17 protein-coding genes are annotated in these 25,057 nt (G+C 69.3%); 13 read left to right on the forward strand and 4 right to left on the reverse strand.

Features of this window, described 5'->3' with window-relative positions:
- The first annotated feature begins 30 nt into the window (after nt 1–30).
- Nucleotides 31–984 carry a ParB/Srx family N-terminal domain-containing protein gene (locus DY023_RS06890; RefSeq protein ID WP_116241610.1) on the forward strand — a complete coding sequence of 318 codons (954 nt, stop codon included), beginning with the start codon at nt 31–33 and terminating at the stop codon, nt 982–984.
- 21 nt (nt 985–1,005) lie between these two features.
- Nucleotides 1,006–1,314: a tryptophan synthase subunit alpha gene (locus DY023_RS06895; protein WP_116241611.1), complete on the forward strand. Its 309-nt coding sequence runs from the start codon at nt 1,006–1,008 to the stop codon at nt 1,312–1,314.
- A gap of 65 nt (nt 1,315–1,379) precedes the next feature.
- Here the strand turns inward: DY023_RS06895 and trxA are convergent, their stop codons facing one another.
- The 4 genes from trxA to DY023_RS06915 form a co-directional block, all read right to left on the reverse strand.
- Nucleotides 1,380–1,703: a thioredoxin gene (trxA, locus tag DY023_RS06900; RefSeq protein ID WP_116241612.1), complete on the reverse strand. Its 324-nt coding sequence runs from the start codon at nt 1,701–1,703 to the stop codon at nt 1,380–1,382.
- Nucleotides 1,704–1,782: 79 nt separating this feature from the next.
- A complete protein-coding gene (gene trxB / locus DY023_RS06905) occupies nt 1,783–2,739 on the reverse strand; it encodes a thioredoxin-disulfide reductase (RefSeq protein ID WP_116241613.1) in 957 nt (318 codons plus the stop codon).
- Between the two features lie 89 nt (nt 2,740–2,828).
- Nucleotides 2,829–4,445 (reverse strand): murein biosynthesis integral membrane protein MurJ, encoded by a 1,617-nt coding sequence (gene murJ, locus DY023_RS06910; protein ID WP_116241614.1) that lies wholly within the window; start codon nt 4,443–4,445, stop codon nt 2,829–2,831.
- Nucleotides 4,442–6,553, reverse strand: coding sequence for a DUF6049 family protein (locus tag DY023_RS06915; protein ID WP_116241615.1), 2,112 nt, complete (start codon nt 6,551–6,553; stop codon nt 4,442–4,444). Before DY023_RS06915 ends, murJ begins: the two co-directional genes overlap by 4 nt.
- 98 nt (nt 6,554–6,651) lie before the next feature.
- Between DY023_RS06915 and DY023_RS06920 the strand changes: the two genes are divergently transcribed.
- The 11 genes from DY023_RS06920 (at nt 6,652) to DY023_RS06970 (ending at nt 25,033) form a co-directional block, all read left to right on the forward strand.
- On the forward strand, nt 6,652–8,208 hold the full coding sequence (locus DY023_RS06920; protein ID WP_425453435.1) for a class I SAM-dependent methyltransferase: 1,557 nt from the start codon (nt 6,652–6,654) through the stop codon (nt 8,206–8,208).
- A 29-nt stretch (nt 8,209–8,237) separates the two neighbouring features.
- A complete protein-coding gene (locus tag DY023_RS06925) occupies nt 8,238–9,296 on the forward strand; it encodes an LLM class flavin-dependent oxidoreductase (RefSeq protein WP_116241617.1) in 1,059 nt (352 codons plus the stop codon).
- A 153-nt stretch (nt 9,297–9,449) separates the two neighbouring features.
- On the forward strand, nt 9,450–14,366 hold the full coding sequence (locus DY023_RS06930; protein ID WP_116241618.1) for a lamin tail domain-containing protein: 4,917 nt from the start codon (nt 9,450–9,452) through the stop codon (nt 14,364–14,366).
- A gap of 80 nt (nt 14,367–14,446) precedes the next feature.
- Nucleotides 14,447–15,880 (forward strand): CCA tRNA nucleotidyltransferase, encoded by a 1,434-nt coding sequence (locus DY023_RS06935; RefSeq protein WP_116241619.1) that lies wholly within the window; start codon nt 14,447–14,449, stop codon nt 15,878–15,880.
- A gap of 112 nt (nt 15,881–15,992) precedes the next feature.
- Nucleotides 15,993–17,276: a GAF domain-containing protein gene (locus DY023_RS06940; RefSeq protein WP_425453438.1), complete on the forward strand. Its 1,284-nt coding sequence runs from the start codon at nt 15,993–15,995 to the stop codon at nt 17,274–17,276.
- A 124-nt stretch (nt 17,277–17,400) separates the two neighbouring features.
- Nucleotides 17,401–18,948 carry an acetaldehyde dehydrogenase ExaC gene (exaC, locus tag DY023_RS06945; RefSeq protein WP_116241621.1) on the forward strand — a complete coding sequence of 516 codons (1,548 nt, stop codon included), beginning with the start codon at nt 17,401–17,403 and terminating at the stop codon, nt 18,946–18,948.
- The gene (locus DY023_RS06950) at nt 18,948–19,337 is read left to right on the forward strand and encodes a DUF779 domain-containing protein (protein ID WP_116241622.1); all 390 of its coding nucleotides are present in this window, start codon (nt 18,948–18,950) and stop codon (nt 19,335–19,337) included. Before exaC ends, DY023_RS06950 begins: the two co-directional genes overlap by 1 nt.
- A 140-nt stretch (nt 19,338–19,477) precedes the next feature.
- Nucleotides 19,478–21,106, forward strand: coding sequence for an ABC transporter substrate-binding protein (locus DY023_RS06955; RefSeq protein ID WP_181905750.1), 1,629 nt, complete (start codon nt 19,478–19,480; stop codon nt 21,104–21,106).
- A 96-nt stretch (nt 21,107–21,202) separates the two neighbouring features.
- On the forward strand, nt 21,203–22,282 hold the full coding sequence (locus DY023_RS06960) for an ABC transporter permease (protein ID WP_116241624.1): 1,080 nt from the start codon (nt 21,203–21,205) through the stop codon (nt 22,280–22,282).
- A gap of 1 nt (nt 22,283) precedes the next feature.
- A complete protein-coding gene (locus DY023_RS06965; protein WP_116241625.1) occupies nt 22,284–23,285 on the forward strand; it encodes an ABC transporter permease in 1,002 nt (333 codons plus the stop codon).
- Nucleotides 23,282–25,033 (forward strand): dipeptide ABC transporter ATP-binding protein, encoded by a 1,752-nt coding sequence (locus DY023_RS06970; RefSeq protein WP_116241626.1) that lies wholly within the window; start codon nt 23,282–23,284, stop codon nt 25,031–25,033. The genes DY023_RS06965 and DY023_RS06970 overlap by 4 nt, the downstream gene beginning before the upstream one ends.
- Nucleotides 25,034–25,057 lie beyond the last annotated feature (24 nt).

A 25,057-nucleotide genomic window follows, 5' to 3' on the forward strand; every position in this document is an offset into this window, starting at 1 on the left:
CGGTTCACCGGCATCCGCGACGCTGTGCGCATGTCCATCGCCACACGTCCTGCTGCTCGTCGCGCGACGCCTGACCTGGTGAGGCACGCGCTGCCCGGTGACCTGCTCGATGTGCGCATCGGAGATGTCCTCCCGACCCAACCGTCCCTCGGCTACGACGAGGTCTACTGCAAGCTCGGCCGTTACACGCTCGGCAAGGACAGGATCAACAGGAAGTTCGACGACTGGTGCGCGGTCAACGGTCAGGGCGGTGCTGTCACGGCGGAAGCGGATGCCGGCCTGCGCGACCTGAGCAGCTTCACCTGCGAGATCGCCCTGGGGGCGGAGAGCGCCGAGAGCATCGCCGCCATGAAGACCGTGGTGATCGGCCCCCACGATGCCCTGTACCTCACTGACGGGCACCACGTGCTCACCTCGTTCCACGCGCTCGCGGATGGCGGGGCCGATCTGCGCGTGCGCCTGCGGGTGCTCGTCAACCTGAGCGACATGGGCCACGACCAGTTCTGGGAGGCAATGCAGCAGAACGGGTGGACCTACCTGAAGGATGCCGAGGGCGACCCGATCACGCCGAGGCAGCTGCCCACGTCAGTCGGAATTGGCCACCTCGAAGACGACCGGCTCCGCGGCCTGCTCTACTTCGCCCGCGGCATCGGCTACGCCGCCGGATCGGTGCCGTTCCAGGAGTTCTACTGGGCGGACTGGCTGCGAACTTCAGGCACCGTCGACCTGTCGGGCTGGGACCGCGACGACAGCGCCAGCTATCTGGATGCGATCGAGCAGCTGACGAGGGCGCAGGTGGAGCTGGACAAGGATGCGGTGATCGCGGGAGGGCGCACAGCGGGGGAGTTGGGGGCGCTCCATACATGGAACAGAAGAGAGTTCGCGAAGCTGTCGAAGCCGTATGAGGACGCGAAGCCGGGGAAGCTGGCGTACGCGATGGAGTTCAAGCAGCTGAACGGGCTCGTGGGGGCGACCGTGCAGTGAGTGGGCGTTTAGGCTTGAGGGGTGGAACTTCCTTTCCCGCGGCGGGCGAGCCTCGAGGTGCTGAGAGCCGAAGCCGCTGACGAGCGCTCGGTGCTCGTGCACGAACGCCTGCGCTTCGGGGAGGACCCCTGGGAGTTCATGAGCGATCTGCCCACCACCGACGAACTCGTCGTCCTGCTGCTGCGCAGCGACTGGATCGAGGCCCACGGCGGGAGCATCCGCGACAGGGACTGGAACAACGGCGTACTGCGCCGGATCGCCCTCGAGTACCCGCCGCTCTCGTCCACCGTGTGGCAGATGATGCGCCCGCATTCCCGGACGGGAATATAGAAGAAGGCCCGCCCCGCGAACGGGACGGGCCTTCCTTCGACACGCTCAGGAACCAGAGCTGGGGATCAGCCGATGAACGCGGCCAGATCCTGCTCGAGGGCGAACTTGGGCTTGGCGCCGATGATCGTCGTCTTCACCTCGCCGCCCTGGAACACCTTCATCGCCGGGATCGACGTGATCTGGTACTTCATGGCCAGCTCGGGGTTCTCGTCGACGTTCAGCTTCAGGATGGTGATCTTCTCGGGGTTCTCGGACTGGATCTCGTCGAGGACCGGCGCGACCATCCGACACGGACCGCACCACGCGGCCCAGAAGTCGACGAGCACGGGGCCATCGGCCTGAAGCACGTCCTGCTCCCAGGTCGCCTGGCTGGTTGCCTTGGCAGTCATGGATTCTCCTTGATTCTCGAAAGTCTGCGGATGCCGCTATCCGGTGACAACACCGGAGACCGGCGAAGTGTTCCCGCGCTCAGACCGCGACGGGTTCTGCCACGGGCGCGCCGTCGGCGAGGTCCGCGAGGAAGTGCTCGGCATCCAGCGCCGCGATCGTGCCGGTGCCGGCTGCGGTGATCGCCTGACGGTAGGTCGGGTCGATCACGTCGCCGGCGGCGAACACGCCGCGCTGCGAGGTGCGCGACGAACGGCCGTCGACCCAGATCGTCCCCTCGTCCGTCAGATCGAGCTTGCCGTGCACCAGGTGCGTGCGCGGGTCGTTGCCGATCGCGATGAACAGGCCGTCCAGCGGAAGCTCGCTGACCGAGCCGTCGACCGTGGAACGCAGCCGCACACCGGTGGTCTCGGCGTCGCCGAGGATCTCCTCGACCTCGCTGTTCCACACGAACTCGATCTTCTCGTTCGCGAACGCGCGCTCCTGCATGATCTTGGATGCCCGCAGCGTGTCCTTGCGGTGGATCACGTAGACCTTCGACGCGAAGCGCGTGAGGAACGTCGCCTCCTCCATCGCCGAGTCGCCGCCGCCGACGACGGCGATCGTGCGCTCACGGAAGAAGAAGCCGTCGCAGGTGGCGCACCACGAGACGCCGTGACCGGAGAGACGCTCTTCGCCCTCCACGCCCAGCTTGCGGTAGGCGGAGCCGGTGGCGTAGATCACCGAGGAGGCCTCGTGCTCGGCGCCGCTGCCCAGGACGACCTTCTTCACGGGGCCGTCGAGCTCGAGCGAGACGACGTCGTCGTAGAGCACCTCGGTGCCGAACTTCTCGGCCTGCTCCTGCAGCTTGGCCATCAGCTCGGGACCCTGGATGCCCTCCGGGAAACCGGGGAAGTTCTCCACCTCGGTGGTGTTCATCAGCTCTCCGCCGACCTCGACCGAGCTCGCGATGAGCAGCGGCTCGAGGTTCGCACGCGCCGCGTAGATGGCGGCGGTGAACCCGGCAGGGCCGGAGCCGATGATGATGACCTGACGCATGTGATCTCCCTTGTGACCGCGAACAGCGCAGTCGCCTATCAGAACCAATGGTAACCGCGCGACATTCCCGTACCCGCAGGCGATGACGGTCAGCGTCCGGGCAGGAACCGTTTCACGATGCCCCGTGCCACCTGCAGCTCGGGTGCTCGCAGCAGCGCGAGCGCGGCGACGTAGACGATCACGACGACCACGGCGATGATGCCCGAGCCGATGACGCCGAGGATCTTGTCGGCCGTCGTCCATCCGTCCTCGCCGCCGAGCAGCAGGAACACGCCCCATCCGGCGGCGGCTGCCGGCACCGCGGCGACGAGGAAGCGACCCAGGGCTGCCATCCACCGACGTGCGTCGAGCACACCGAGGCGACGGCGCAGCAGCAGCGTCGCGACGATCGTCTGCACGGTGCCCGCGATCGACTGGCCGAGGGCGACGGCTGCGGCGAGCAGCGTGATCGGCAGCACCTCGGATGCCGCCAGCCATCCCGCGACGGTCGCGGTCACGGCGATGAGCGCGCACTGCAGCAGGGTGAAGAAGAACGGCGTCCTCGTGTCGCCGTAGGCGTAGAACGTGCGCTGCACGATGAACAGCACCGCGAGAGGCAGCAGCCCCACGAGGTAGCAGAGCAGCACGATCGCCGCGTCCACGGCATCCGAGGCCGAGTTCGTGAACACGCGGGACGCCGGCACCGCCGCCGCCACGACCGCCGCCAGCGCGCCGGTCAGGAAGAACCCCAGAGTGCGGATGCTGCGCGAGATGTCTGCGCGCACGTCGGCGTCGCGCGCCGCGTGCGCATGCTCGGAGAGCTGGGTGAAGTACGGGGTGCCGATCGAGTGCACGATGATCGAGTACGGCAGCATGAAGATCAGCCAGGCGTTGTTCATGACCGTCACGGCCGCGCCCTCGCCGGAGGCGGCGTTGGCCACCCAGTTCTGGTAGAAGCCGGCGGCCATGCTGGAGAGCGCCATGAGCAGCGTCCAGCTGGCGATGCGTCCGACGTTGCCGAGGCCGACACCGCGCCAGCGGAAGTCGACCTTGAGCGCGAGTCCGGTCTTGCGCCAGAAGAGCAGCAGGATGCCCGCCTGCACGGCGATCCCCGCGGTCGCGGTGCCGCCGAGCCAGGCGACCATGTCGGGCGTCCAGTCCGACACGTTCACGAGGTTCTCGCCGAAGACGGCGCCGATCACGAGGAATCCGACGATCGAGATGATGTTGTTCGCCACGGGCGCCCAGGTGAACGGCCCGAAGATCCGGCGGGCGTTGAGCGTCTCACCCACGAGGGCGTACAGACCGTAGAACAGGATCTGCGGCAGGCACCAGTACGCGAAAGCGGTCGCCAGGGCGAGCTGAGCGGGGTTGCCGTGATTCAGCTGCAGCGACACCAGCCAGGGCGCGGCGAGCATCGCGACCGCAGTCGCGGCGACGAGCACGACGGTGCCCAGGGTGAACAGCTTCGAGATGAAGGCGTTGCCGCCGTCGGCCTGCGAGCTCGCGCGCACGATCTGCGGCACGATCACGGCTGTGAGCACACCCACGGAGATGAGGTTGAAGACGCTGTTCGGCAGCTGGTTGGCGATGGCGAACGCGTCGGCCGCGGCGGAGGCGTTCGAGCCGATGACGCCGACCAGCACGATCGTGCGCACCAGCCCGGTGATGCGCGAGACCATCGTCCCGGCCCCGAGGATGGCGCTGGCGCGGCCGAGACTGCTCACTCCGACTCCTTCTCGGATGCCGCTGGAGCGGCATCCGTCTCTGCGGCATCCGCGTCCGACGCCTCTCGCGCGCGTCTGCGGCGCAGCACGGTGCGCAGCACGCCGACGCCGAGCAGCAGCACGATCACGCCGCCCAGGATGCCGAGGCCGATGCCCTCCCAGTCCGCACGGACCGTCACGGTGGCCGAGGCCGCCGCGCCGACGGGGACTCCTGTCGGGCTGGTCAGGCGGAACTGCACCTCGACCTCTCCGCTGCCCACGCGCGCCTCCACCGGAACGGTCACGCGGGTGTTGCTGGCGGCGCCGGCCTGCACCGGCGTGCGCTCCTGGACACTGAGGCGCGGGTCGGAGGGCTGCGTGATCAGGGTGAGGTTCACCGGCCAGGGCAGGTCGTTGCGGATCCACACCGGGAGCGGTGCGGCCGACGTGAAGAGCTGCACAGGGGCGGGGTCCTGGATTCCCACGGAACCCAGGGTGTCGACCGTCTGGGAGCGGTGCTCGGCGACCCGCTTCGGGAACGCCTTGTCACTCACGCCGACGCCGATGACGCGCAGCATCTGGTTGCGCTCAGGGGCGAGCAGGGCCAGCGGCTGCTCGAGGATGGACGAGAACGCCTGAAGCCGGGTCTCGTCGTCGAGCATCGTCTGCAGCGCGGCCGCGCGGGTCTCATCGGGCGTTGCCGTGGTCTCGACCTTGACCGGGGCAGCAGCGGTCAGTCCTGCGAGACCCGTGCCCGAGGTGGCGACGGCGGTCACGGCGGCACGCAGGTCATCGGCGCTGCGCTTCTCGGACCTGTCGAGTCCGATCAGCAGCGGGCGATTCGGCGCGGCGGCGGCGGTCAGGAACAGGTGCCCGGCCGCGGCGGCGATCTGCCGGTCGCGGGCGGTGGGGTCGTCGGCGACCACGGCAGCCGAGAGGCGCTCCGAGACGTCCTCGTCGGTGAGCAGCACGGCGCGCCCGCCGGCCGTGGCGCGTGCGCCGGCCTCGCCGTCGACTGAGCTGTCGGGCAGCACGGTGACCACGTCGTCGCCGAGATACCTGCTGAACGTCGCGAGGTCGTCGCCGGTCACGTCGCCTCGGGGCCAGAGGATGCCGGGAACCGCGTTCCGGATATCGGTGAGGACGGAGTTGTCGGGGAGTACGGGCTCGGCCTGCTCCGGCGTGCTCGTGGGGGTCGGCGTCGGCGCGGCTGTGGCGAAGTCCGAGCTCTTCATCAACCCGGTGAGGTCGGCGGGCCCGAGCAGGTCGCCGAGGCCCGCGTGAGCCTGCGTCGCGGCATCCGCATCGCCGAACTGCAGCGCGAATCGGTCGTTCGGCAGCGCGTCGAGACGGGCGAGCCAGTCGGTCGCCACCGTGGGCGCGGACATCCCCAGCGCGCGGATCGCCGCGGGAATGGAGGGGTCGATCGCGAGGATGGCGGTGGTGCCGGCCACACCGTCCAGCTGGGCGGTGAGGGCGCCGTCGGGCCCGGTCAGGTCGGCGAGTTCGTCTGCGGTGAGCAGGCTGCCGTTCTCCGGGGTGGCCGTGATCGGCACGAGCACACTGACGTCGGCCGGCTTCGCCGCCTGGATCACGACCACGCTTCCCGAGGTCAGATCCCAGGTGCTCAGCTCATCGCCGGTGCCGGTCGTCGCGCCGCTGAGCGTCGCCCTCAGCGGGTAGACGCCGGGCGCCAACCCGGTGAGCGCCGATGCCGGCACGAGCACGCTCGTGACGTCGTCCTCGTTCGCGCGCACCGGCTCGGTGGGCTGGGTGGCGATCGTCTCGAAAGCGCCCGTCGAGGCGTCCTCGTCCAGCCAGGCATCCAGGGCGGCGCCGTCGACGAGGGGCGTGCGACCGATGGCGAGCGAAACGACACCCTCGGTGAGCGGGGCGTCCGTGTCGTTGTGCACCGAGACGCCTGCGGTGAGAGGGGCCTCGGGAAGGATCGCACCGGCCGGCGCGACCTCGAGGGTGACGGTGGGCTCGGCTTCGTCGTCTGCGGCCGCGGCGGGTGAGGCCGTCGTAGGGAGAGCGAGGAGGGAGGTCACGATCGCGACCGCACCGAGACGCCCGATCAGCCGCCGTGCGCGCGCGCGGAGGCCGGGAGTGGGGGAGGTCGCGGTCATAGGATCTTCCTGGAACGCCGCCTGGCGCCCGTGAGTGTGCTGTCCCGATTCTAGGGCGGGCGCATTCGGGAACACTGAAGGCGCGTAGAGTGACGGCCGTGCACCTCGCCCCTCGCCCCGATCCGCAGCTCGCCCGTGCGCTCGCCGCCGACCTCGATGCTGCGGACTTCCGCTCCGATCCGCTGCGGCGGCTGTGGGGAGAGGAAGCCGACGATGCACTGGCCCGCGGACTGCGGGAGCCGATCCTGCGGGCGCTCGGTGACGCGGACTCACCGCTCGCGACGCTCGGCCGGTTCTTCGTGCTCGGGATGCCGCAGCCGGCGCCCGCCGTGGAACGGGCGCTGCCGCATCTCGGACTCGCGGCCCTGGCATCCCTCGGCCTCGGCGTCGCCGACGGCGACGACGTACGACCCGAGGTGCTGCTGCGACCGCAGTCCTTCGTCGACCTCGACGGCGTCGGCGAATGGTGGATCGCCAGTGACCTCGACGAGGTGGCCCTCGGCACCGCGCTGCCGGCGGATCACGTGCTGGGCGTCGGCGGGGCGTCCCGCACGCTCGCCGAGCTCGTCATCCCCGCGCAGGTCGAGCGGGCGCTCGACCTCGGCACCGGATGCGGCATCCAGGCCCTGCTCGTCGCCCGGCACGCCGGGCGGGTGGTCGCGACCGACATCTCGGAGCGCGCGCTCGCCTTCGGCGAGCTGAACGCGCTGCTGAACGGCGTCGCGAACATCGAGTTCCGGCTGGGCAGCATGTTCGAGCCGGTCGCCGGCGAGGCGTTCGACCTCATCGTGTCGAACCCGCCGTTCGTGATCACTCCCCGCGCGCAGGGGGTGCCGGAGTACGAGTACCGCGACGGCGGGCTGATCGGCGATGCGCTCGTCGAGCGGTTCCTGCGCGCCGCGCCCGCGCACCTCACGCCCGGCGGGGTCGCGCAGCTGCTCGGCAATTGGGAGTCCCGCGGTGTCTCCGGGCTGCAGCGGGTGGAGTCGTGGATCCCCGCCGAGCTGGACGCCTGGGTCATCGAGCGCGAATCGCTCACGCCGCTCGGCTACGCCGAGCTGTGGATCCGCGACGGCGGAACGCTGCCGCGGGATGCCGGGTTCACGCCGCTGCTGTCGGCCTGGCTGGACGACTTCTCCGCGCGCGGGGTGACCGCGATCGGGTTCGGGTACGTGCTGCTGCGGCGTCCCGCCTTCCCGGGGCCTGAGCGCCCTTCGTCTCGCTCCGCGGATCCTGAGCGAGGAGCGCAGCGACGGGACGAAGGACGCCTCCGCCGCTTCGAGCACCTGTCCCAGCCGCTGGCAAACACCGGTCGGGCGCTCGAAGCCGGTCTCGCGGCGCACGACCTGCTGCAGGAGGGGCTGCCGGATCGGCTCGTGGTCGCGTCGGACGTCACCGAGGCCAGGCACCTGATGCCGGGCGACGACGATCCGACGGTGATCGAGCTGCACCAGGGCGGCGGCTTCGGCCGCGTGGTCTCCGTCGACTCCGGTCTGGCCGGTTTCGTGGGCGCCTGCGACGGCGAGCTCACCGTCGGACAGATCGCCGCCGCGCTCGCGGACCTGTTCGATGTGCCGCTCGCCGACCTGTGGGCCGATCTTGAGCCTCGCATCCGGCGTCTCGTGCGGGACGGATTCCTGCTCCCCGCGGAATAGCCGCCAGCATCCATGCGTTCGAATAGATCGTGAAGGCTTTCGGATTCCTCTCCTTCGGGCACTACGGCGACGTGCCCGGTTCGACGACCCGCACGGCGGGCGACATGCTCAGGCAGACCATCGAGATGGCCGAGGGAGCCGACGAGATCGGTGTGAACGGCGCGTACGTGCGTGTGCACCACTGGGCGCGGCAGGCCGCGTCGCCGATGCCGCTGCTGACGGCCATGGCGGCGCGCACGAAGCGCATCGAGGTCGGCACCGGCGTGATCGACATGCGTTACGAGAACCCCTTCCAGTTCGCTGAGGAGGCCGCCGCACTGGACTTCATCGCCGACGGCCGGATCGCGCTGGGCGTGAGCCGCGGCTCACCGGAGACCGCGCTGCGCGGCTACGAGACGTTCGGCTACCACGACGGCGAGGACCCGGAGCGCGGCAGTGTGATGGCCCGCGAGAAGTTCGACCTGTTCCTGCGTGCGATCGAGGGGGAGCGGATCGCTCCCGCCGATCCGCGGATGGCGGGGGCCGGCCGGTACCTGCACGTCGAGCCGCTCTCGCCCACCCTGCGCGACCACATCTGGTGGGGCTCCGGATCGCGCGCGACTGCGGAGAGCACCGGACGCATGGGCCTGAACATGATGAGCTCGACGCTTGTCACCGAAGCAACCGGGCAGCCGTTCCACGAGCTGCAGCGCGAGCAGATCGATATCTTCCGTGCCGCGTACAAGGAGGCCGGGCACACCGGCCGTCCCCGCGTCTCTGTGAGCCGCAGCGTGTTCCCGCTCATCACCGACATGGACCGCGCGTACTTCGGCCTGCGCTCCGAGGAGAGCGACGATCAGATCGGCATCATCGACGGCCTGCGGTCGACCTTCGGCAAGACCTACGCGGCCGAGCCCGACGTGCTGATCGAGCAGCTGAAGCGCGACGAGGCCGTGATGGCCGCGGACACCCTCATGCTGACGATCCCGAACCAGCTGGGACCTGCGTACAACCTGCACGTGCTCGAGTCGTTCGCGAAGCACGTCGCCCCCGCGCTCGGTTGGAAGCCGAACACCGAGGGGCCGGTGCAGGGCGATGCCGTGGCGTAGCATCCGCTGAGAAACCAGATCCGGGCGAGTTCGCCCGGCGTTCACCTTCGCGGTGCGGACGTCGCCTGACGGACACCTGCGGGTCACCTGGCATCCCTAGACAGGAGGACGGCACCTCTGCCGTCTTCCCTCGTCGAACAGGTCTCTTCCGTCATGCTTCCCAAAGCCCTCCGCCGTGCCGGGGCGGGCGCGCTCGCCGCGGTGGTCGCCGCGACGCTGTGCGCCGCCGCACTGCCCCAGTCCGCCGCTCCGGCCCACGCCCAGGACGACCCGTCCGTGAGCGAGGGCGCGAGCCCCGCGCCGGAGCCGACCGCGACCGGCACCCCGACGCCCACACCCACACCGACGGCGGCGCCCACGCCGACACCGGAGCCGACCGAGACCCCGGCCCCGGAGGAGACCGCCACTCCGGCTCCCGAGGAGACCGCGCCGGCGGAGACCCCCGCTCCCGAGCAGACCCCGGATACCCCGGAGCCGGCCGAGATCCCGGCCGAGGAGGCTCCCGCCCCGGTCGCCGGCACCGACGGCAACGCGGGCGCGCACTGGCCGCTCGTGATCACCGAGATCCAGGGCGACAACCCGGGCGCCGACGAGTACGAGTTCCTCGAGGTCACCAACACCACCGACCAGCCGATCGACCTTGAGGCCACCGGCATCCAGGTCAGGTATCACACGTCGATGTGGAACGCCGGCACCGTGCAGCCGCTGATCCACCTCGAGGGTGAGGCGGACGCGCCCGCGGTCATCCCGGCCGGCGGTGTCGCCGTGCTGTGGATGAACTACGCCGAGGGGGACCCGCGCCGGGCGCTCACGAAGGACCAGTTCCGCGAGTTCTACGGCCTGACGGATGCCGCGGCGCCGATCTTCCGGTTCGGCCCGCAGGGCGGGTTCGCCAACAGCGGCAACCGCGGGTTCAGCCTGACGGATGCCGCAGGCACGACGCTCTCCCGCGCCTGGGTCCCCGCCGACGACGGCAACGCCTCGACCCCGTGGAACGCGCAGTTCGCCGTCCCCGACCTGATCGGCAGTGCCGATGCCCGCATCCTGCAGCACGACGTGACCGGGGCGACGGCAACGCCGACGCCCGGCGCGATCACCGTGGAGCAGGTGACCAGCGCGCTCACCAAGCCGACCGACCCCGACTCCGACGGCCCGCTGCTGCAGATCACCGAGGTGGCACCCGATACGGCGAACATCTCCGGCTCCGACGCCTACGAGTACATCGAGCTCTACAACGCCTCCGACAAGCCGATCGACTTCGGCGACTACGTGCTCGCCTACCTGACCACCGACAACGACCTGACGAACCCGAAGGCTCTGTCGTCCACGCTGTGGCCTGCCGGTCCCGGTGAGCCGACCATCGCCTCCGGCGAGACGCTCGTGCTGTGGATCCAGAACCCGGCCGTCGTGGCCGCGGGCCTCACCGTCGCCGACTTCAACGCCGCCATGGGCAGCGACCTGAAGCTGGGTGAGAGCATCCTGACCATCTCGTCGGGTGGCATGGCGAACGGCGGATCCCGCGGGCTGCAGCTGCAGACGAAGTCGGGCCACGTCGTCTCGCGCGCCTTCTACTTCGATGACGCGCAGACCACGGCGAGCACCGCGATCCAGGACGCCTGGAACCCGGCCGGTGCTGCGGCGATGTGGACTCCGGCCGATCCGGCCGGCACCACCCAGGCCATGCTGGGCCTGGCGGCCCCGACGCCCGGCGCGGTCAGCGATGCGCAGGTCGCCCCGGCCTTCGTCGCCTACCCGCCCGCAGGCGCCGCACCGAAGATCGTCGACCTGACCGGCGGATCCGAGGTGCCCGATTCGGAGAACATCGAACTGGGCTTCGACATCACCGACGACGTGCTGGTGCGCCGGGTGACCCTCACGCTGACGGACAGCCTCGGCGGCGTCGAGGAGCGCAACCTCACGTTCGCGACCGCCGGACGCTACCTCTACTCGATCCCCGCGGTCGACGTGTACGGCAAGCGCTGGGTCGAGTACTCGGTGACCGCCGGTGACGGCTCGCTCGAGTCCACCCTCGGTCCGGTCCGGATCGTGCTGGACGACTCGCCGGTCGAGCCGGTGCGGCTGAACGTCGCCGACGGACAGTACGTCAACGCGCAGACGCCGATCGTCGGCACCACCGACGGCGACCCGGGGGCACTCTCGATCGGCGTCGACGGCACGGCGCTCGGCGAGACCGCACCGTCGCTCGAGAGGGCGCCGAAGTTCGCCATCGAGGCGACCAGCACCGACTCGTTCTTCCGCAACGGGCTCAAGTTCGGCGACGACGTGCTGAAGATCTTCGACGAGGGCTACTACGACCGCATCGTCACGGTCGATGCCGATGTCCCCGTGGACCAGGTCGTGCGGGGCGACAAGCTCACGCTCGGCGTCTACGCCGGCACGAAGGCGTGGCCCGAGCCGAACGTCGACGAGAACAACGACGACTTCACCATGATGAACCCGCGCCTCGTGCTGCCGGACGGGCGGGTGCTGCATCCGACCACGTGCGCGGGCGCGGGCGAGGGCAAGGATCCCGTCGAGCGGGCCTGCCCGGCGGATGCCGCGGAGCGCATCGCCCTCAGCGACGCGAACCTCGTCTACATCCTTTTCACCTTCGACATCCCTGAGGACGCCTTCGACTCGGTCTCGGCGACCTGGGACACCACGGCGGTGGCTGACGGCGACCACGTCGTCACGGCCTCCGAGGGTGAGCGCACCGCCACGCGCACCGTGAAGGTCGACAACACGGCACCGCGCATCGACACCACGCTCACCGACGGCACCCAGTACCGCGGCGACTTCACGATCGACGCGACGGTGACCGACGAGGGCTCCGGCTACGAGAGCGTCACCGCGACGCTCGACGAGAAGGAGATCGCGCTCCCGCTGAAGACCTCCTCGCTCACGCTCGCCCCGGGCGATCACACCGCGGTCATCACGGCGAAGGACAAGGTGGGCAACAGCTCGACGAGCACGATCGCGTTCTCGACCGCCGATGAGAAGCCGCACACCACGCTGATCAGCCCCGACGACGGCGCGAGGATCGACGCCGACGAGGTCGACCTGGTCGCCAGCCCCGGCTCCAACGTCGACGACCGGCTCGAACTCTGCTTCGCCGAGGGCTACCGCTACGTGCCGACGGATGCCGCGGTGCGCGTCGCTTCGGGCACCACGACGGACAGCCGCTCGAGCGACCGCGGCGACGCCAGGACGCTGAGCGCTGACGAGCTCGCGAAGCTCACCCGCATGGACGGCATCGAGGTCGCCGAGACGTCGGAGACGGCGATGCCGTACCAGCTGTTCACCGTCGACGTCCCTGCGAACGCCAAGGACGGATCGGATGCCAGGGTCGCCTGGGAGGGATCCGCGAACGCCGACGCCAAGGTGCTGCTCTACGTGCAGGACGTGAAGGGCGGCTGGCAGGAGGTGGACCGCCACGTCACCACCGGCGGCGCACCGACCTCGTTCACGCTCGAGGCGCAGGTCCCCGTGGCCGATCATGCGAAGGACGGGAAGATCACCTTCCTCGTGCAGCACTCCGAGGGGTGGGCCGCCACCGACCTCAGCGGACGCGACTCGCAGGTGACGCCCTACAACGAGGGGGCGACGCCGCGCGACCAGTACGACTTCACCCTCGCCTGGGAGTCGGACACGCAGTACTACAACAGCAACGAGGGCAGGCGCGCCGGCACCGGCGGATCGGATGCCTGGTACACGCACCAGCTGAACATCAACAGGTTCCTCGTCGACCAGCGCGACGAGCTCAATCTGCAGTACGTCGCGCACACAGGCGACATCGTCGACAACCAGAACGAGGAGTACCAGTGGCAGAACGCGGATGACGCGTATCGGATGCTCGACGAGGCCGGTATGCCCTACGGCGTGCTGGCGGGCAACCACGACGTCGGCCACTTCGAGGGGAACTACGGGCCGTACAGCTCGTACTTCGGTGAGGACCGCTTCGCGGAGAACCCCTGGTACGGCGGCTCCTACAAGGACAACCGTGGTCACTACGACCTGGTGAGCGCCGGCGGCGTGGACCTGCTCGTGATGTACATGGGCTGGCCCGACCCGAACGACACCGCCTCGAACTCCGAGGACATCGCCTGGATGAACTCGGTGATCCGGCAGTATCCGGAGCGCAAGGTGATGCTGAACCTGCACGAGTTCATGCTCACCACGGGCGGGCTTGGGCCGTTCCCGCAGCGGATCTACGACGAGGTCGTGGCGCCGAACGCGAACGTCATCGCCGTGGGCTCCGGGCACTACCACGACGCCTACACGCGGCTGGACGAGTTCGACGACGACGGCGACGGAGTCGCCGACCGCACGGTGACCTCGATGCTGTTCGACTACCAGGCGCTGCCGGAGGGCGGCATGGGATACCTCCGCCTGCTGCATTTCGACAACGGGAATGGGGACAACGAGAACGGTCGCATCATCGTGCGCACCTACTCGCCGTCGCTGGACGACTTCGACTCGGACGAGCCGTCGCTGAACAGCCCGGCCGGGATGCAGGAGTTCGAGATCCCCTACGCCGCCGGCGGCATCCGATCCGTGGCGAAGACCCTGTCGACCGACTCGTTCCGCGCCGACATCCTCACCACGAACGAGATCGACTGCGTGAAGGACGTCGTCAGCGGCGAGGAGACCTCGGTGACGTGGAAGGGCGTCGGCCCGGCCAAGGGCAAGGCGAGGGCGGCGCTCGCCGCGGCGGCGCCGGCGGCCGAGCACGGCTGGTACGTGCGCACCACCGGTCCGTACGGCGGGGTGGAGTACAGCGAGGTTCGCATGTTCACCGCGACCGGCAAGACGACCGGACCGACCGATCCGACCGGCCCCGGTGACGGCGGCGGCGAGAACGGCGGCGGCAACGGGAACGGCGGTGGCGACGGCAATGGCGGGAACGGCAGCGGCGGCCCGCAGGGCTCCGGTTCCGGGCAGTCCGGCGAGCTCGCCACCACCGGAGGCTCCGCGCTCTGGCCGATCGGCCTCGGCATCGGCGCGCTGCTGACGGTCGCCGCCGGCGGCATCCTGATCGCCCGTGGGCGACGCGACCGCCGGATCGGCTGACCCACCGGCATCCGGATCTCCGGGCGCCCCTCTCGAGCACGACACTCGGGAGGGGCGCCCGCCCCGGTACCCTGGAACCCATGCTCAACATGGCCGAGGGCCTGTCCCGACTCGGCGCGCTCGCCGCGCATCCGGTCGTCCGCACCCTCGCGACCGCCTTCGCGGATGCGGGCTTCGAGCTCGCCGTCGTCGGCGGCCCGGTGCGCGACGCCCTGCTCGGCCGACCGACGCACGATCTCGACTTCACCACGAATGCCCGGCCCGACGACATCCTGCGGATCGTCACGCCGATCTCGACCGCCCAGTGGGACATCGGCCGCGCCTTCGGCACGATCGGCGCGCGGGTGCAGGGCGAGCAGGTCGAGATCACCACCTATCGTGCCGACAGCTATGACGGCACCACGCGCAAGCCCGTCGTCGAGTTCGGCGACACCATCGACGGAGACCTCCTGCGCCGCGACTTCACCGTCAACGCGATGGCCCTGCGGGTGCCGGACGTGAAGCTCGTGGACCCCACCTCCGGCGTCGAGGATCTCGTCGCCGGCATCCTGCGCACCCCTATCGACCCGGCGGTCAGCTTCGGCGACGACCCGCTGCGGATGCTGCGCGCTGCGCGCTTCAGCGCCCAGCTCGCATTCGCCATCGAACGCGACACGCGGCGTGCGATGGAGGAGCTGCGCGACACCCTGCGGATCGTGAGCCCGGAGCGCATCCAGGGCGAGCTGATCCGGCTGCTGCAGACGGATGATCCGGTGCGCGGCATCCGGGTGCTCGTCGACACCGGGCTGATCGACCTGTTCCTGCCGGAGGTGCCGGCGTTGCGCCTCGAGGTCGACGAGCACCACCACCACAAGGACGTCTACGAGCACTCGCTCACCGTGCTGCGCCAGGCCATCGCCCTGGAGACATCGCGCAACCCCGGCGCCGAGCCCGACGTGGCGCTGCGCATCGCGGCGCTGCTGCACGACATCGGCAAGCCCCGCACGCGCCGGCTAGAGTCCGGTGGGGGAGTGACCTTCCACCACCACGACGCGGTCGGCTCGCGGATGGCGCGCAAGCGCCTGCAGGCATTGCGCTTCGACGGCGACACCACCGACGCCGTCGCGAAGCTGATCGAGCTGCACCTGCGCTTCTTCGGCTACGCCGAGGGTGCGTGGACCGACAGCGCGGTGCGCCGCTACGTGCGGGATGCCGGTGACCAGCTCGAGCGGCTGCACATCCTCACCCGAGCCGACGTGACCACGCGCAACAAGCGCAAGGCGGCCCGCCTGGCGGGCGCATACGACGACATCGAGCGCCGCATCGTCGAACTGCGCGAGCAGGAGGAGCTCGACAGCATCCGACCAGAGCTCGACGGAAACCAGATCCAGCAGATCCTCGGTATCGCTCCGGGCCGCGAAGTCGGCGAGGCGTACCGCTTCCTGCTCGACCTGCGCCTGGACGAGGGCGTCATCGGCCCGGATGCCGCGGAGCAGCGCCTGCGCGAATGGTGGGCGCTTCGGTCAGCCGGCTGACCCGCCGGGCCTGAGGCTTACACTGGGCACACCCGTCAGCGCCGATCGGAGCAGCGTGCCGTCGTCACCGTGGTCCTCCTCGCGCGACATCTCGGCAGAGGCGTCGCGCCTGATGATCGAGCGCGCGCACGAGGAGCTGCTCGCGGGGAATCTCGACGACCGCCGTCTGCAGCAGGTGCGTCCGCTGGTGCGGGAGTCGTGGGAACGGGCCTGGCGCGGCAGGGTCGGCCCGGAGGGCCTTCCCCTGCTGGACTTCGATGCGGAGGCGTTGGAGCACTACCGCGCCGCGCATCCGCTCGCCGCGACGATGGATCTCATCCGTGGTCTGCTGCTGCCCGGCGCGCCAGAGGACTCCGGAGTGATCGTGGCCGTCGGCGACCATGCGGGCCGGCTGCTCTGGGTGGAAGGCGACGTCAACCAGCGACTGCTCTCGGGCGACATGGGCTTCGTCGAGGGGGCCAACTGGTCGGAGAGCTCGGTGGGCACATCCGCCCCGGGCACCGCCATCGCACTGGGGCAGTCGGTGCAGATCCATCAGGCCGAGCACTACAACCGTCTCGTGCAGCCCTGGTCGTGCACGGCCGCACCGGTCTTCGATCCGGAGACCCGGCGCATCCTGGGGGTGATCGACGTCACGGGCAGTGCCGAGGTCGCGACTCCGCAGGCGCGGATGCTCGTCGACGCGACCGCCCGTGCCGTGGAGTCCGAGCTGCTCGTCGCCCGCCTTCGTGAGCGCGCGGAACAGCCCCATCGGCGGACCACTCGTCCTGCGCGTGAGACGACGCCGACGCGATGCGTGCTGCAGGTGCTCGGCCGTGACCGCGCACTGCTCGCCGCCGTCGCAGACCGTGAGGAGCGGGTGATCGAGCTCAGCGCCCGCCACGCGGAGATCCTGCTGATGCTCGCCGTGCACCGGCAGGGCCTGTCCGCCGACCGTCTGGCCGAGCTCGTCTACGGTGAGGGCTCGTCGGCCGAGACCCTGCGGCCCGAGATGGTGCGGCTCCGCAAGGTCCTGGAGCGGCTCTCGCCCGACCTCGTTCCCCAGTCCCGCCCGTATCGGCTGCCGATCGTCCTCGAGACGGACGCGCAGAACGTGCTGTCGCTGCTCGACCGCGGAGCACACCGGGTGGCGCTGTCGGCGTATCGGGGACCGGTGCTGCCGGACTCCGACGCCCCGGGAGTGGTCGACCTGCGCGAGGGACTACGCGGAACGCTGCGCGAGACGATGCTCTCCGAAGCCAGCATCGACGTGCTCCTCGCCTTCGCCGACATCCCCGAGGGCGCAGAGGATGCCGAGGTGCTGCGGCTCGGCCTCGAGATGCTGCCCGCGCGCTCGCCACGCCGCGCCGGTCTGGTGAGCCGGCTCGAGAAGCTCGACCGGAATCCCGCTCGCTGACCCCGCAGCAGGGATGCCTGCAACCCGATGCAACGTGACGCACCGGGGCGCAACCTGCGGCGACGTAGCTTCGACGCACCTGGATCGTGCGGCACCGTCGCCGCGGAATGTCGAAGGAGACGTCATGACCATCGTCGAAGAGAGTGTGTCCACCGCCTATGCCGCCCCCGGACAGCCCGGGTCGCCGGCGGACTACCGGCCGCGCTACGGCCACTACATCGGCGGCGAGTTCGTCGAACCCGCCAAGGGCCAGTACTTCGAGAACATCAGCCCGGTCAACGGCAAGCCGTTCACCGAGGTCGCCCGGGGCACCGTCGAGGACGTCGACCGAGCGGTCGACGTCGCCTGGCGGGCGTTCGAGTCCTGGAAGCGCACCTCACCGGCGGAGCGCTCCGTCATCCTGAACCGCATCGCAGACCGCATCGAGCAGAACCTCGAGGCGATCGCGGTCGCCGAGACCTGGGAGAACGGGAAGCCGGTGCGCGAGACGCTCGCCGCCGACATCCCGCTCGCCGTCGACCACTTCCGGTACTTCGCCGGCGTCCTGCGGGCGCAGGAGGGCGGGATCAGCCAGCTCGACGAGAACACCGTCGCCTATCACTTCCAGGAGCCGCTCGGCGTGGTCGGTCAGATCATCCCGTGGAACTTCCCGATCCTGATGGCGACGTGGAAGCTCGCTCCGGCGCTCGCCGCGGGGAACTGCGTCGTGATCAAGCCCGCGGAGCAGACACCGGCATCCATCCTGTTCCTGTTCGACATCATCGGGGACCTGCTGCCGGCCGGCGTCGTCAACATCGTGAACGGCTTCGGCATCGAGGCGGGCGCGCCGCTCGCGCAGCACAAGCGCATCCGCAAGGTCGCCTTCACGGGAGAGACGACCACAGGGCGGCTGATCATGCAGTACGCCTCGCAGAACCTCATCCCCGTCACGCTGGAGCTCGGAGGCAAGAGCCCGAACGTGTTCTTCGAGGACGTCGCCCGGGAGGACGATCCGTTCTACGACAAGGCGCTCGAGGGCTTCACGATGTTCGCGCTGAACCAGGGCGAGGTGTGCACGTGCCCGTCGCGCGCCCTCATCCAGCGCTCGATCTACGACGGCTTCCTCTCCGACGGACTGGAGCGGGTGGGCAGGGTCATCCAGGGCAACCCGCTGGATCCGGCGACCATGATCGGCGCGCAGGCGTCGAACGACCAGCTGGAGAAGATCCTCAGTTACATCGACATCGGCAAGCAGGGCGGCGCCAGGCTGCTCACCGGCGGTGAGCGGGTCGATCTCGGCGGAGACCTCAGTGACGGCTACTACGTCGCGCCGACCGTGTTCGAGGGCACCAACGACATGCGCATCTTCCAGGAGGAGATCTTCGGACCGGTGCTGTCGGTGACGAGCTTCAGCGACTTCGACGACGCCATCTCCATCGCCAACGACACCCTGTACGGCCTCGGGGCTGGAGTGTGGAGCCGCAGCGGCGACACCGCCTACCGTGCCGGCCGTGCGATCGAGGCGGGTCGCGTATGGACCAACACCTACCACCAGTACCCTGCGCATGCCGCCTTCGGCGGGTACAAGCAGTCCGGCGTCGGGCGCGAGAACCACAAGATGATGCTCGATCACTACCAGCAGACCAAGAACCTTCTGGTGTCGTACGCCGAGGGACCGATGGGCTTCTTCTGATGTCCGAGCAGACGCTCTCGCGGGTCGCCGTGTCCGAGGACGCGGCGACCCTGCTGCGCACGCTGACCGCCCAGCACGGGCCGCTCATGATCCACCAGTCCGGAGGCTGCTGCGACGGCTCGTCCCCGATGTGCTATCCGGTGGGCATGTTCCTGACGGGCCCGGGGGATGTGAAACTGGGCGACCTCGACGCGGGCCTCGACGATCCCATCGAGATGTTCATGTCGGAGTCGCAGTTCGAGTACTGGAAGTACACGCACCTGACCGTCGATGTCGTTCCTGGACGGGGCGCAGGATTCAGCGTGGAGGGGCCGACCGGCATGCGGTTCCTCATCCGCTCTCGGATGCTGGATGACGCCGAACTGGCGCACTTCGGGCTGGCGCCCTGACGCGGAAACGCCTGTGTCGGTCTCGTCACGATACCTACCGATCGGTTGGGTATCTCGGCGACGGTGATCTAGGGTGAAGGCCGAACCGCGCGACATCGATGTGCGCGGACCCCCGATCCACCAAGAGGGTAGGAATGTCAATGAAGATCACCAGGGGAAGACTCGGCCTCACCGTCGGCGCGCTCGGCATCACGGCGCTCGTGCTCTCGGGCTGCGCGACCAGCACCGCGGACAAGGACGGTGACGGCGGCGGCGCCGCGGGCGGCACCATCAAGGTCGGCACCACCGACAAGGTCACCTCCCTCGACCCGGCCGGTTCCTACGACAACGGCTCGTTCGCCGTGATGAACCAGATCTACCCGTTCCTGCTGAACAGCAAGTACGGCACCGCCGAGATCAGCCCCGACATCGCCGAGTCCGCCGAGTTCACCTCGCCCACGGAATACACCGTCAAGCTCAAGGCGGGCCTGAAGTTCGCCAACGGCAACGAGCTCACCTCGAGCGACGTGAAGTTCTCGTTCGACCGCATGGTGAAGATCGCCGATCCGAACGGCCCCGCGGCGCTGCTCGGCAACCTCGCTTCCGTTGCGGCACCGGATGACACGACCGTCGTCTTCACGCTGAAGAACGGCGACGATCAGATCTGGCCGCAGATCCTCTCCAGCCCGGCGGGCCCGATCATCGACGAGGACGTCTTCTCGGCCGACGCCGTCACGACGGACGACGAGATCGTCAAGGGTGAGGCGTTCGCCGGTCAGTACGTGATCGACTCCTACAAGTTCAACGAACTCGTCTCGTACAAGCCGAACCCGGACTACAAGGGCAGCCTGGGCGCGGCCGAGAACAAGGCCGTGCAGGTCACCTATTACGCCGATGCCTCGAACCTGAAGCTGGCGATCGGCAACGGCGACATCGACGTGGCGTTCCGCAGCCTGTCGGCCACCGACGTCGAGGACCTCAAGGGCAACGACAAGGTGCAGGTCGTCGACGGACCCGGCGGTGAGATCCGGTACATCACGTTCAACTTCGACACCATGCCGTTCGGCGCGAAGACCCCCGAAGCCGACCCGGCGAAGGCACTCGCGGTTCGTCAGGCGATGGCGAACCTGCTCGACCGCGAGGCGGTCGCGAAGGACGTCTACAAGGACACCTTCACCCCGCTGTACTCCTACGTGGCCGACGGCATGCCCGGCGCGACCACGCCGCTGAAGGACATGTACGGCGACGGCGACGGCGGACCCGACGCCGACAAGGCGGCCAAGGTGCTCGCCGACGCCGGCGTGCAGACCCCGGTCACCCTGAACCTGCAGTACAACGGCGACCACTACGGCCCGTCCTCGGGTGACGAGTACGCCGCGTACAAGACGCAGTTCGAGAAGGGCGGCCTCTTCACGGTCAACCTGCAGCAGACCGAGTGGGTGCAGTACTCGAAGGACCGCTCCTCCGACGTCTATCCGCTGTACCAGCTGGGCTGGTACCCGGACTACTCCGACGCCGACAACTACCTGTCGCCGTTCTTCGTGAAGGAGAACTTCCTCGTGAACCACTACGACAACGCCGAGGTTCAGCAGCTGATCGTCGACGAGCAGACCGAGACCGATTCGGCCAAGCGCCTCGAGATCATCGGCCAGATCCAGGAGGCAGTGGCGAAGGACCTGTCGACCCTGCCGCTGCTGCAGGGCACGCAGGTCGCGGTCGTGGGCAAGGACGTGAAGGGCACCACCCTGGATGCCTCGTTCAAGTTCCGCTACGCGCCGCTGACGAAGTAACGCGTTCCGCTTCGACAGGCTCAGCGACCCACGTCGTCCTCAGGTGGGTCCTGAGCCTGTCGAAGGACGCCCGAAGAACGCAAAAAGAGGTACCCCATGGCCGTCGATGCCGTCGATGCCCTCACACACGTACAGCCCCGCAGCCGGTCCGCCGGCGGAGGACTGTGGCGCTACATCCTGATCCGGCTGCTGCTGATCATCCCCACCGTCCTGATCCTCGTGACGACGGTCTTCTTCCTGATGCGGATCACCGGCGATCCCATCACCGCGGCCCTCGGCGGCCGCCTGCCGCCCGACCAGCTGGCGCAGCGCATCCATGAGGCGGGCTACGACCGGCCGCTGTTCGTGCAGTACCTGGAGTACCTGGGCGCCGTGTTCCGCGGCGACTTCGGCACGACGATCACCGACCGCCGTCCGGTGATCGAGATCCTGCTGCAGTACGGTTCGGCCACGCTCGAACTCGCGCTGTACGCGCTCATCGTCGCGCTGCTGATCAGCATCCCGCTGGGACTCATCGCCGCGTACCGGCGCGACCGCTGGCAGGATGCCGTGCTGCGCGTGATGGCGATCCTCGCGTACGCGACGCCGATCTTCTTCGCCGGCCTGCTGCTCAAGCTCATCTTCTCGGTGTGGCTGGACTGGCTGCCCGTCTCGGGCCGCGGCAGCACCGACACCGAACTGCTCATGGCGGGCATCGACACCCCCACCGGCATCTATCTGCTCGACGCCATCCGGCTGGGCGACGGTGAGGCGATCGGTGACGTGCTGCAGCACGCCATCCTGCCGGCCATCGCCCTCGGCCTGCTGACCGCCGGCGTCTTCCTGCGACTGATCCGCACGAACGTGATCGGCACGCTCGGGCAGCAGTACGTCACCTCCGGGCGGTCCCGCGGCGTCAGCGAGTACCGACTGCTCACCAAGCACGCCTACCGGCCGGCGCTGATCCCGATCATCACCGTGATGGGCATGCAGATCGCCATGCTGCTCGCGGGAGCCGTGCTCACCGAGAGCACCTTCGAGTGGAAGGGCATCGGCTTCATGCTCACCGAGTACCTCAAGGCCCGCGACTTCGTCGCCGTGCAGGGCATCGTCGTGATGATCGCTGTCGTCGTGGCGGTCACGAACTTCATCGTCGACATGGTCGCCGCGATGATCGACCCGAGGGTGAGGTACTGACATGGGCGTCATCCCCGAATCCACCGACCTCCCCACCCCCAAGACGGAGGCGCTCGCCGCGGTGCCGCCGCGCAAGAAGCGCTGGAACGAGCGGCTGCCTGTGGTCTCGCACCTGCGGCAGAGTGTCGGGCTGCAGCGCGGGATGCTGGTGACCGGCCTGATCATCACCGCCCTGTTCGTCCTCGTCGCCCTGCTGGCGCCGGTGCTGGCACCGTACTCCTGGGCGCAGCAGCAGACCGCCGACGGCGTCTCGTTCGGCACCCGGCAGCCGCCGAACGCGACCAACCTGCTGGGCACCACCGTCTCGGGCTTCGACGTGCTGTCGCGCGCGATCTGGGGTGCGCAGACGGCGCTGCTCGTGATCATCGCGGCGATCGTCTGCTCGATCTTCGTCGGCATCGCCCTTGGCCTGCTCGCCGGATACTTCGGCGGCTGGCTGGATCGCATCCTCGTCGTCATCGCCGACGCGATCTACGCATTCCCGTCACTGCTGCTGGCGATCGTGATGTCGATCGTCATCAGCGGCGGTCAGTCCAGTCTGTGGAGCGGCATCATGGCGACGGCGATCGCGATCACCGTGGTGTTCGTGCCGCAGTACTTCCGCGTCATCCGCGCCGAGGTGGTGCGCGTTCGTGCCGAACCGTTCGTCGACTCGGCGAAGGTGATCGGCGTGCCCACGCACCGCATCCTGCTGCGGCACGTGCTGCGCAACTCGGTGCGCACCCTGCCGGTGCTCATCACGCTGAACGCGTCGGAGGCGCTGCTGACCCTCGCGGGCCTCGGCTTCCTGGGTTTCGGCATCGAGGCGACGGCCGCGGCCGAATGGGGCTACGACCTGAACCGCGCCATGGGCGACGTGACCAGCGGCATCTGGTGGACCAGCGTCTTCCCCGGCCTCGCGATCGTGCTGGTGGTGCTGGGCATCACCCTCGTCGGCGAGAGCCTGAACGACCTGAGTGATCCGCGACTGCGCACCCGCCGTCGCGCGGGAGGTGCAAAATGACGGATGTCGCAGAGATCCGCGATCTGCGGGTCGTGTTCGCGACCGACGACGACCCCGTCGAGGCGGTCAAGGGCATCTCGCTGAGCGCGAGCTCGGGCGAGGTGCTGGCCATCGTCGGCGAATCCGGCTCGGGCAAGACCGTGACCGCGAACACCTTGCTGGGCCTGCTGCCCGAGACTGCGACGACCTCCGGCGCCGTCATCGTACGGGGCCGTGAGGGCGGCGAGACCGACATCGTGCACGCCTCGCAGGCGAAGCTGCGCGCGATGCGCGGGCGCGATGCGGCGATGGTGTTCCAGGAGCCGTCCACCGCGCTGAACCCGGTCTACACCGTGGGCTGGCAGATCGCCGAGGGCATCCGCGCGCACACGAAGCTGTCGAAGAAGGATGCCCGGGAGCGGGCCATCGACATCATGCGGCGCGTCGGGATCCCGTCGCCCGAGAAACGCGTCGACGACTACCCGCACCAGTTCTCGGGCGGCCAGAAGCAGCGCATCGTCATCGCGATGGCGCTGGTGCTGAACGCCGGGCTGATCATCGCCGACGAGCCGACGACCGCGCTGGACGTCACCGTGCAGGCGGAGATCCTCGATCTGCTGCGCACCTGCCGTGACGAGTTCGGTGCGACGATCGTGCTCATCACGCACAACATGGGTGTGGTCGCCGACCTCGCCGACCGCGTGATCGTGATGTACCAGGGCGACATCGTCGAAGAGGCCCCGGTGCGGGAGCTGTTCGCGAACCCCCGCGAGGAGTACACGAAGAAGCTGCTCGCCGCCGTCCCGCACGTCGGCCAGGGCAAGTCGGCGGTCGCCGCGTCGAATGAGGGGTCAGAAAACGCGGGATCCGGTACGTCAAATGCGACAATTTCTGACCCCTCACCCAGGGCGGATGCTCCGCACGTCGCGCCGCCCGTCCCCGAGGGCAGCCTCATCGTGGCATCCGCCGCCGAGATCGGGTACCCGGGCCGGTTCGGCCGGGGCGCGGTCACGGCCGTGAAGGGCGTGGACTTCCACGTCGGCCCCGGTGAGGTCGTCGGCCTGGTGGGGGAGTCCGGTTCGGGAAAGACCACGATCGGTCGCGCCGTGGTGGGCCTGACCACGGTGCTCGGCGGGTCGCTGACCGTGCTCGGGCAGGAGATGCGCGGAGCGAAGGCCCGCTCACTCACCCCGCTGCGCCCGCAGATCGGTTTCGTGTTCCAGGACCCGGCGACCAGCTTCAACCCGCTGCTGACCATCGCGGAGTGCGTCGCCGAGCCGCTGATCGTGCACGGCCGATTCTCGAGCGTCTCTGCAGCGCGTTCACGTGTGAACGAGCTGCTCGACGCGGTGCGGCTGCCCACGAACTTCGGCGACCGGTACCCGCACGAGCTGTCCGGCGGCCAGCGTCAGCGCGCATCGCTCGCGCGCGCGCTGGCGCTCGACCCGAAGCTGCTGATCGCCGACGAGCCGACCAGTGCGCTGGATGTCTCGGTGCAGGCGACCGTGCTCGAGCTGTTCACGCAGCTGCAGGCCGAGCTGGGCTTCGCGTCGCTGTTCATCAGCCACGACCTGGCCGTGATCGATGCCGTGTCGGATCGCATCCTCGTGCTGCAGCAGGGCAAGATCAAGGAGCAGGGCACGACCGCCCAGGTGCTGGGCGACCCGCGCGACGCGTACACCCGCGAGCTGCTGGCCGCGCTGCCCGTGCCCGATCCGGTGGCGCAGGCCGAGCGCCGCGCGCAGTGGCAGGCGGTGCGGCGGCGGTAGCCGCGGCCGCGCGCCTTCGCGCAC

The sequence above is a fragment of the Microbacterium bovistercoris genome (assembly GCF_003387575.1).
GTDB classification, from domain to species: domain Bacteria; phylum Actinomycetota; class Actinomycetes; order Actinomycetales; family Microbacteriaceae; genus Microbacterium; species Microbacterium bovistercoris.

Bases quoted from the DNA above. Each gene is read 5' to 3' on its own strand.
- DY023_RS06890 (WP_116241610.1), top strand. From the start codon at position 31: ATGTCCATCGCCACACGTCCTGCTGCTCGTCGCGCGACGCCTGACCTG.
- trxA (WP_116241612.1), bottom strand. From the start codon at position 1,703: ATGACTGCCAAGGCAACCAGCCAGGCGACCTGGGAGCAGGACGTGCTT.
- trxB (WP_116241613.1), bottom strand. From the start codon at position 2,739: ATGCGTCAGGTCATCATCATCGGCTCCGGCCCTGCCGGGTTCACCGCC.
- DY023_RS06915 (WP_116241615.1), bottom strand. From the start codon at position 6,553: ATGACCGCGACCTCCCCCACTCCCGGCCTCCGCGCGCGCGCACGGCGG.
- DY023_RS06930 (WP_116241618.1), top strand. From the start codon at position 9,450: ATGCTTCCCAAAGCCCTCCGCCGTGCCGGGGCGGGCGCGCTCGCCGCG.
- DY023_RS06935 (WP_116241619.1), top strand. From the start codon at position 14,447: ATGCTCAACATGGCCGAGGGCCTGTCCCGACTCGGCGCGCTCGCCGCG.
- DY023_RS06940 (WP_425453438.1), top strand. From the start codon at position 15,993: ATGATCGAGCGCGCGCACGAGGAGCTGCTCGCGGGGAATCTCGACGAC.
- exaC (WP_116241621.1), top strand. From the start codon at position 17,401: ATGACCATCGTCGAAGAGAGTGTGTCCACCGCCTATGCCGCCCCCGGA.
- DY023_RS06950 (WP_116241622.1), top strand. From the start codon at position 18,948: ATGTCCGAGCAGACGCTCTCGCGGGTCGCCGTGTCCGAGGACGCGGCG.
- DY023_RS06955 (WP_181905750.1), top strand. From the start codon at position 19,478: ATGAAGATCACCAGGGGAAGACTCGGCCTCACCGTCGGCGCGCTCGGC.
- DY023_RS06960 (WP_116241624.1), top strand. From the start codon at position 21,203: ATGGCCGTCGATGCCGTCGATGCCCTCACACACGTACAGCCCCGCAGC.
- DY023_RS06965 (WP_116241625.1), top strand. From the start codon at position 22,284: ATGGGCGTCATCCCCGAATCCACCGACCTCCCCACCCCCAAGACGGAG.
- DY023_RS06970 (WP_116241626.1), top strand. From the start codon at position 23,282: ATGACGGATGTCGCAGAGATCCGCGATCTGCGGGTCGTGTTCGCGACC.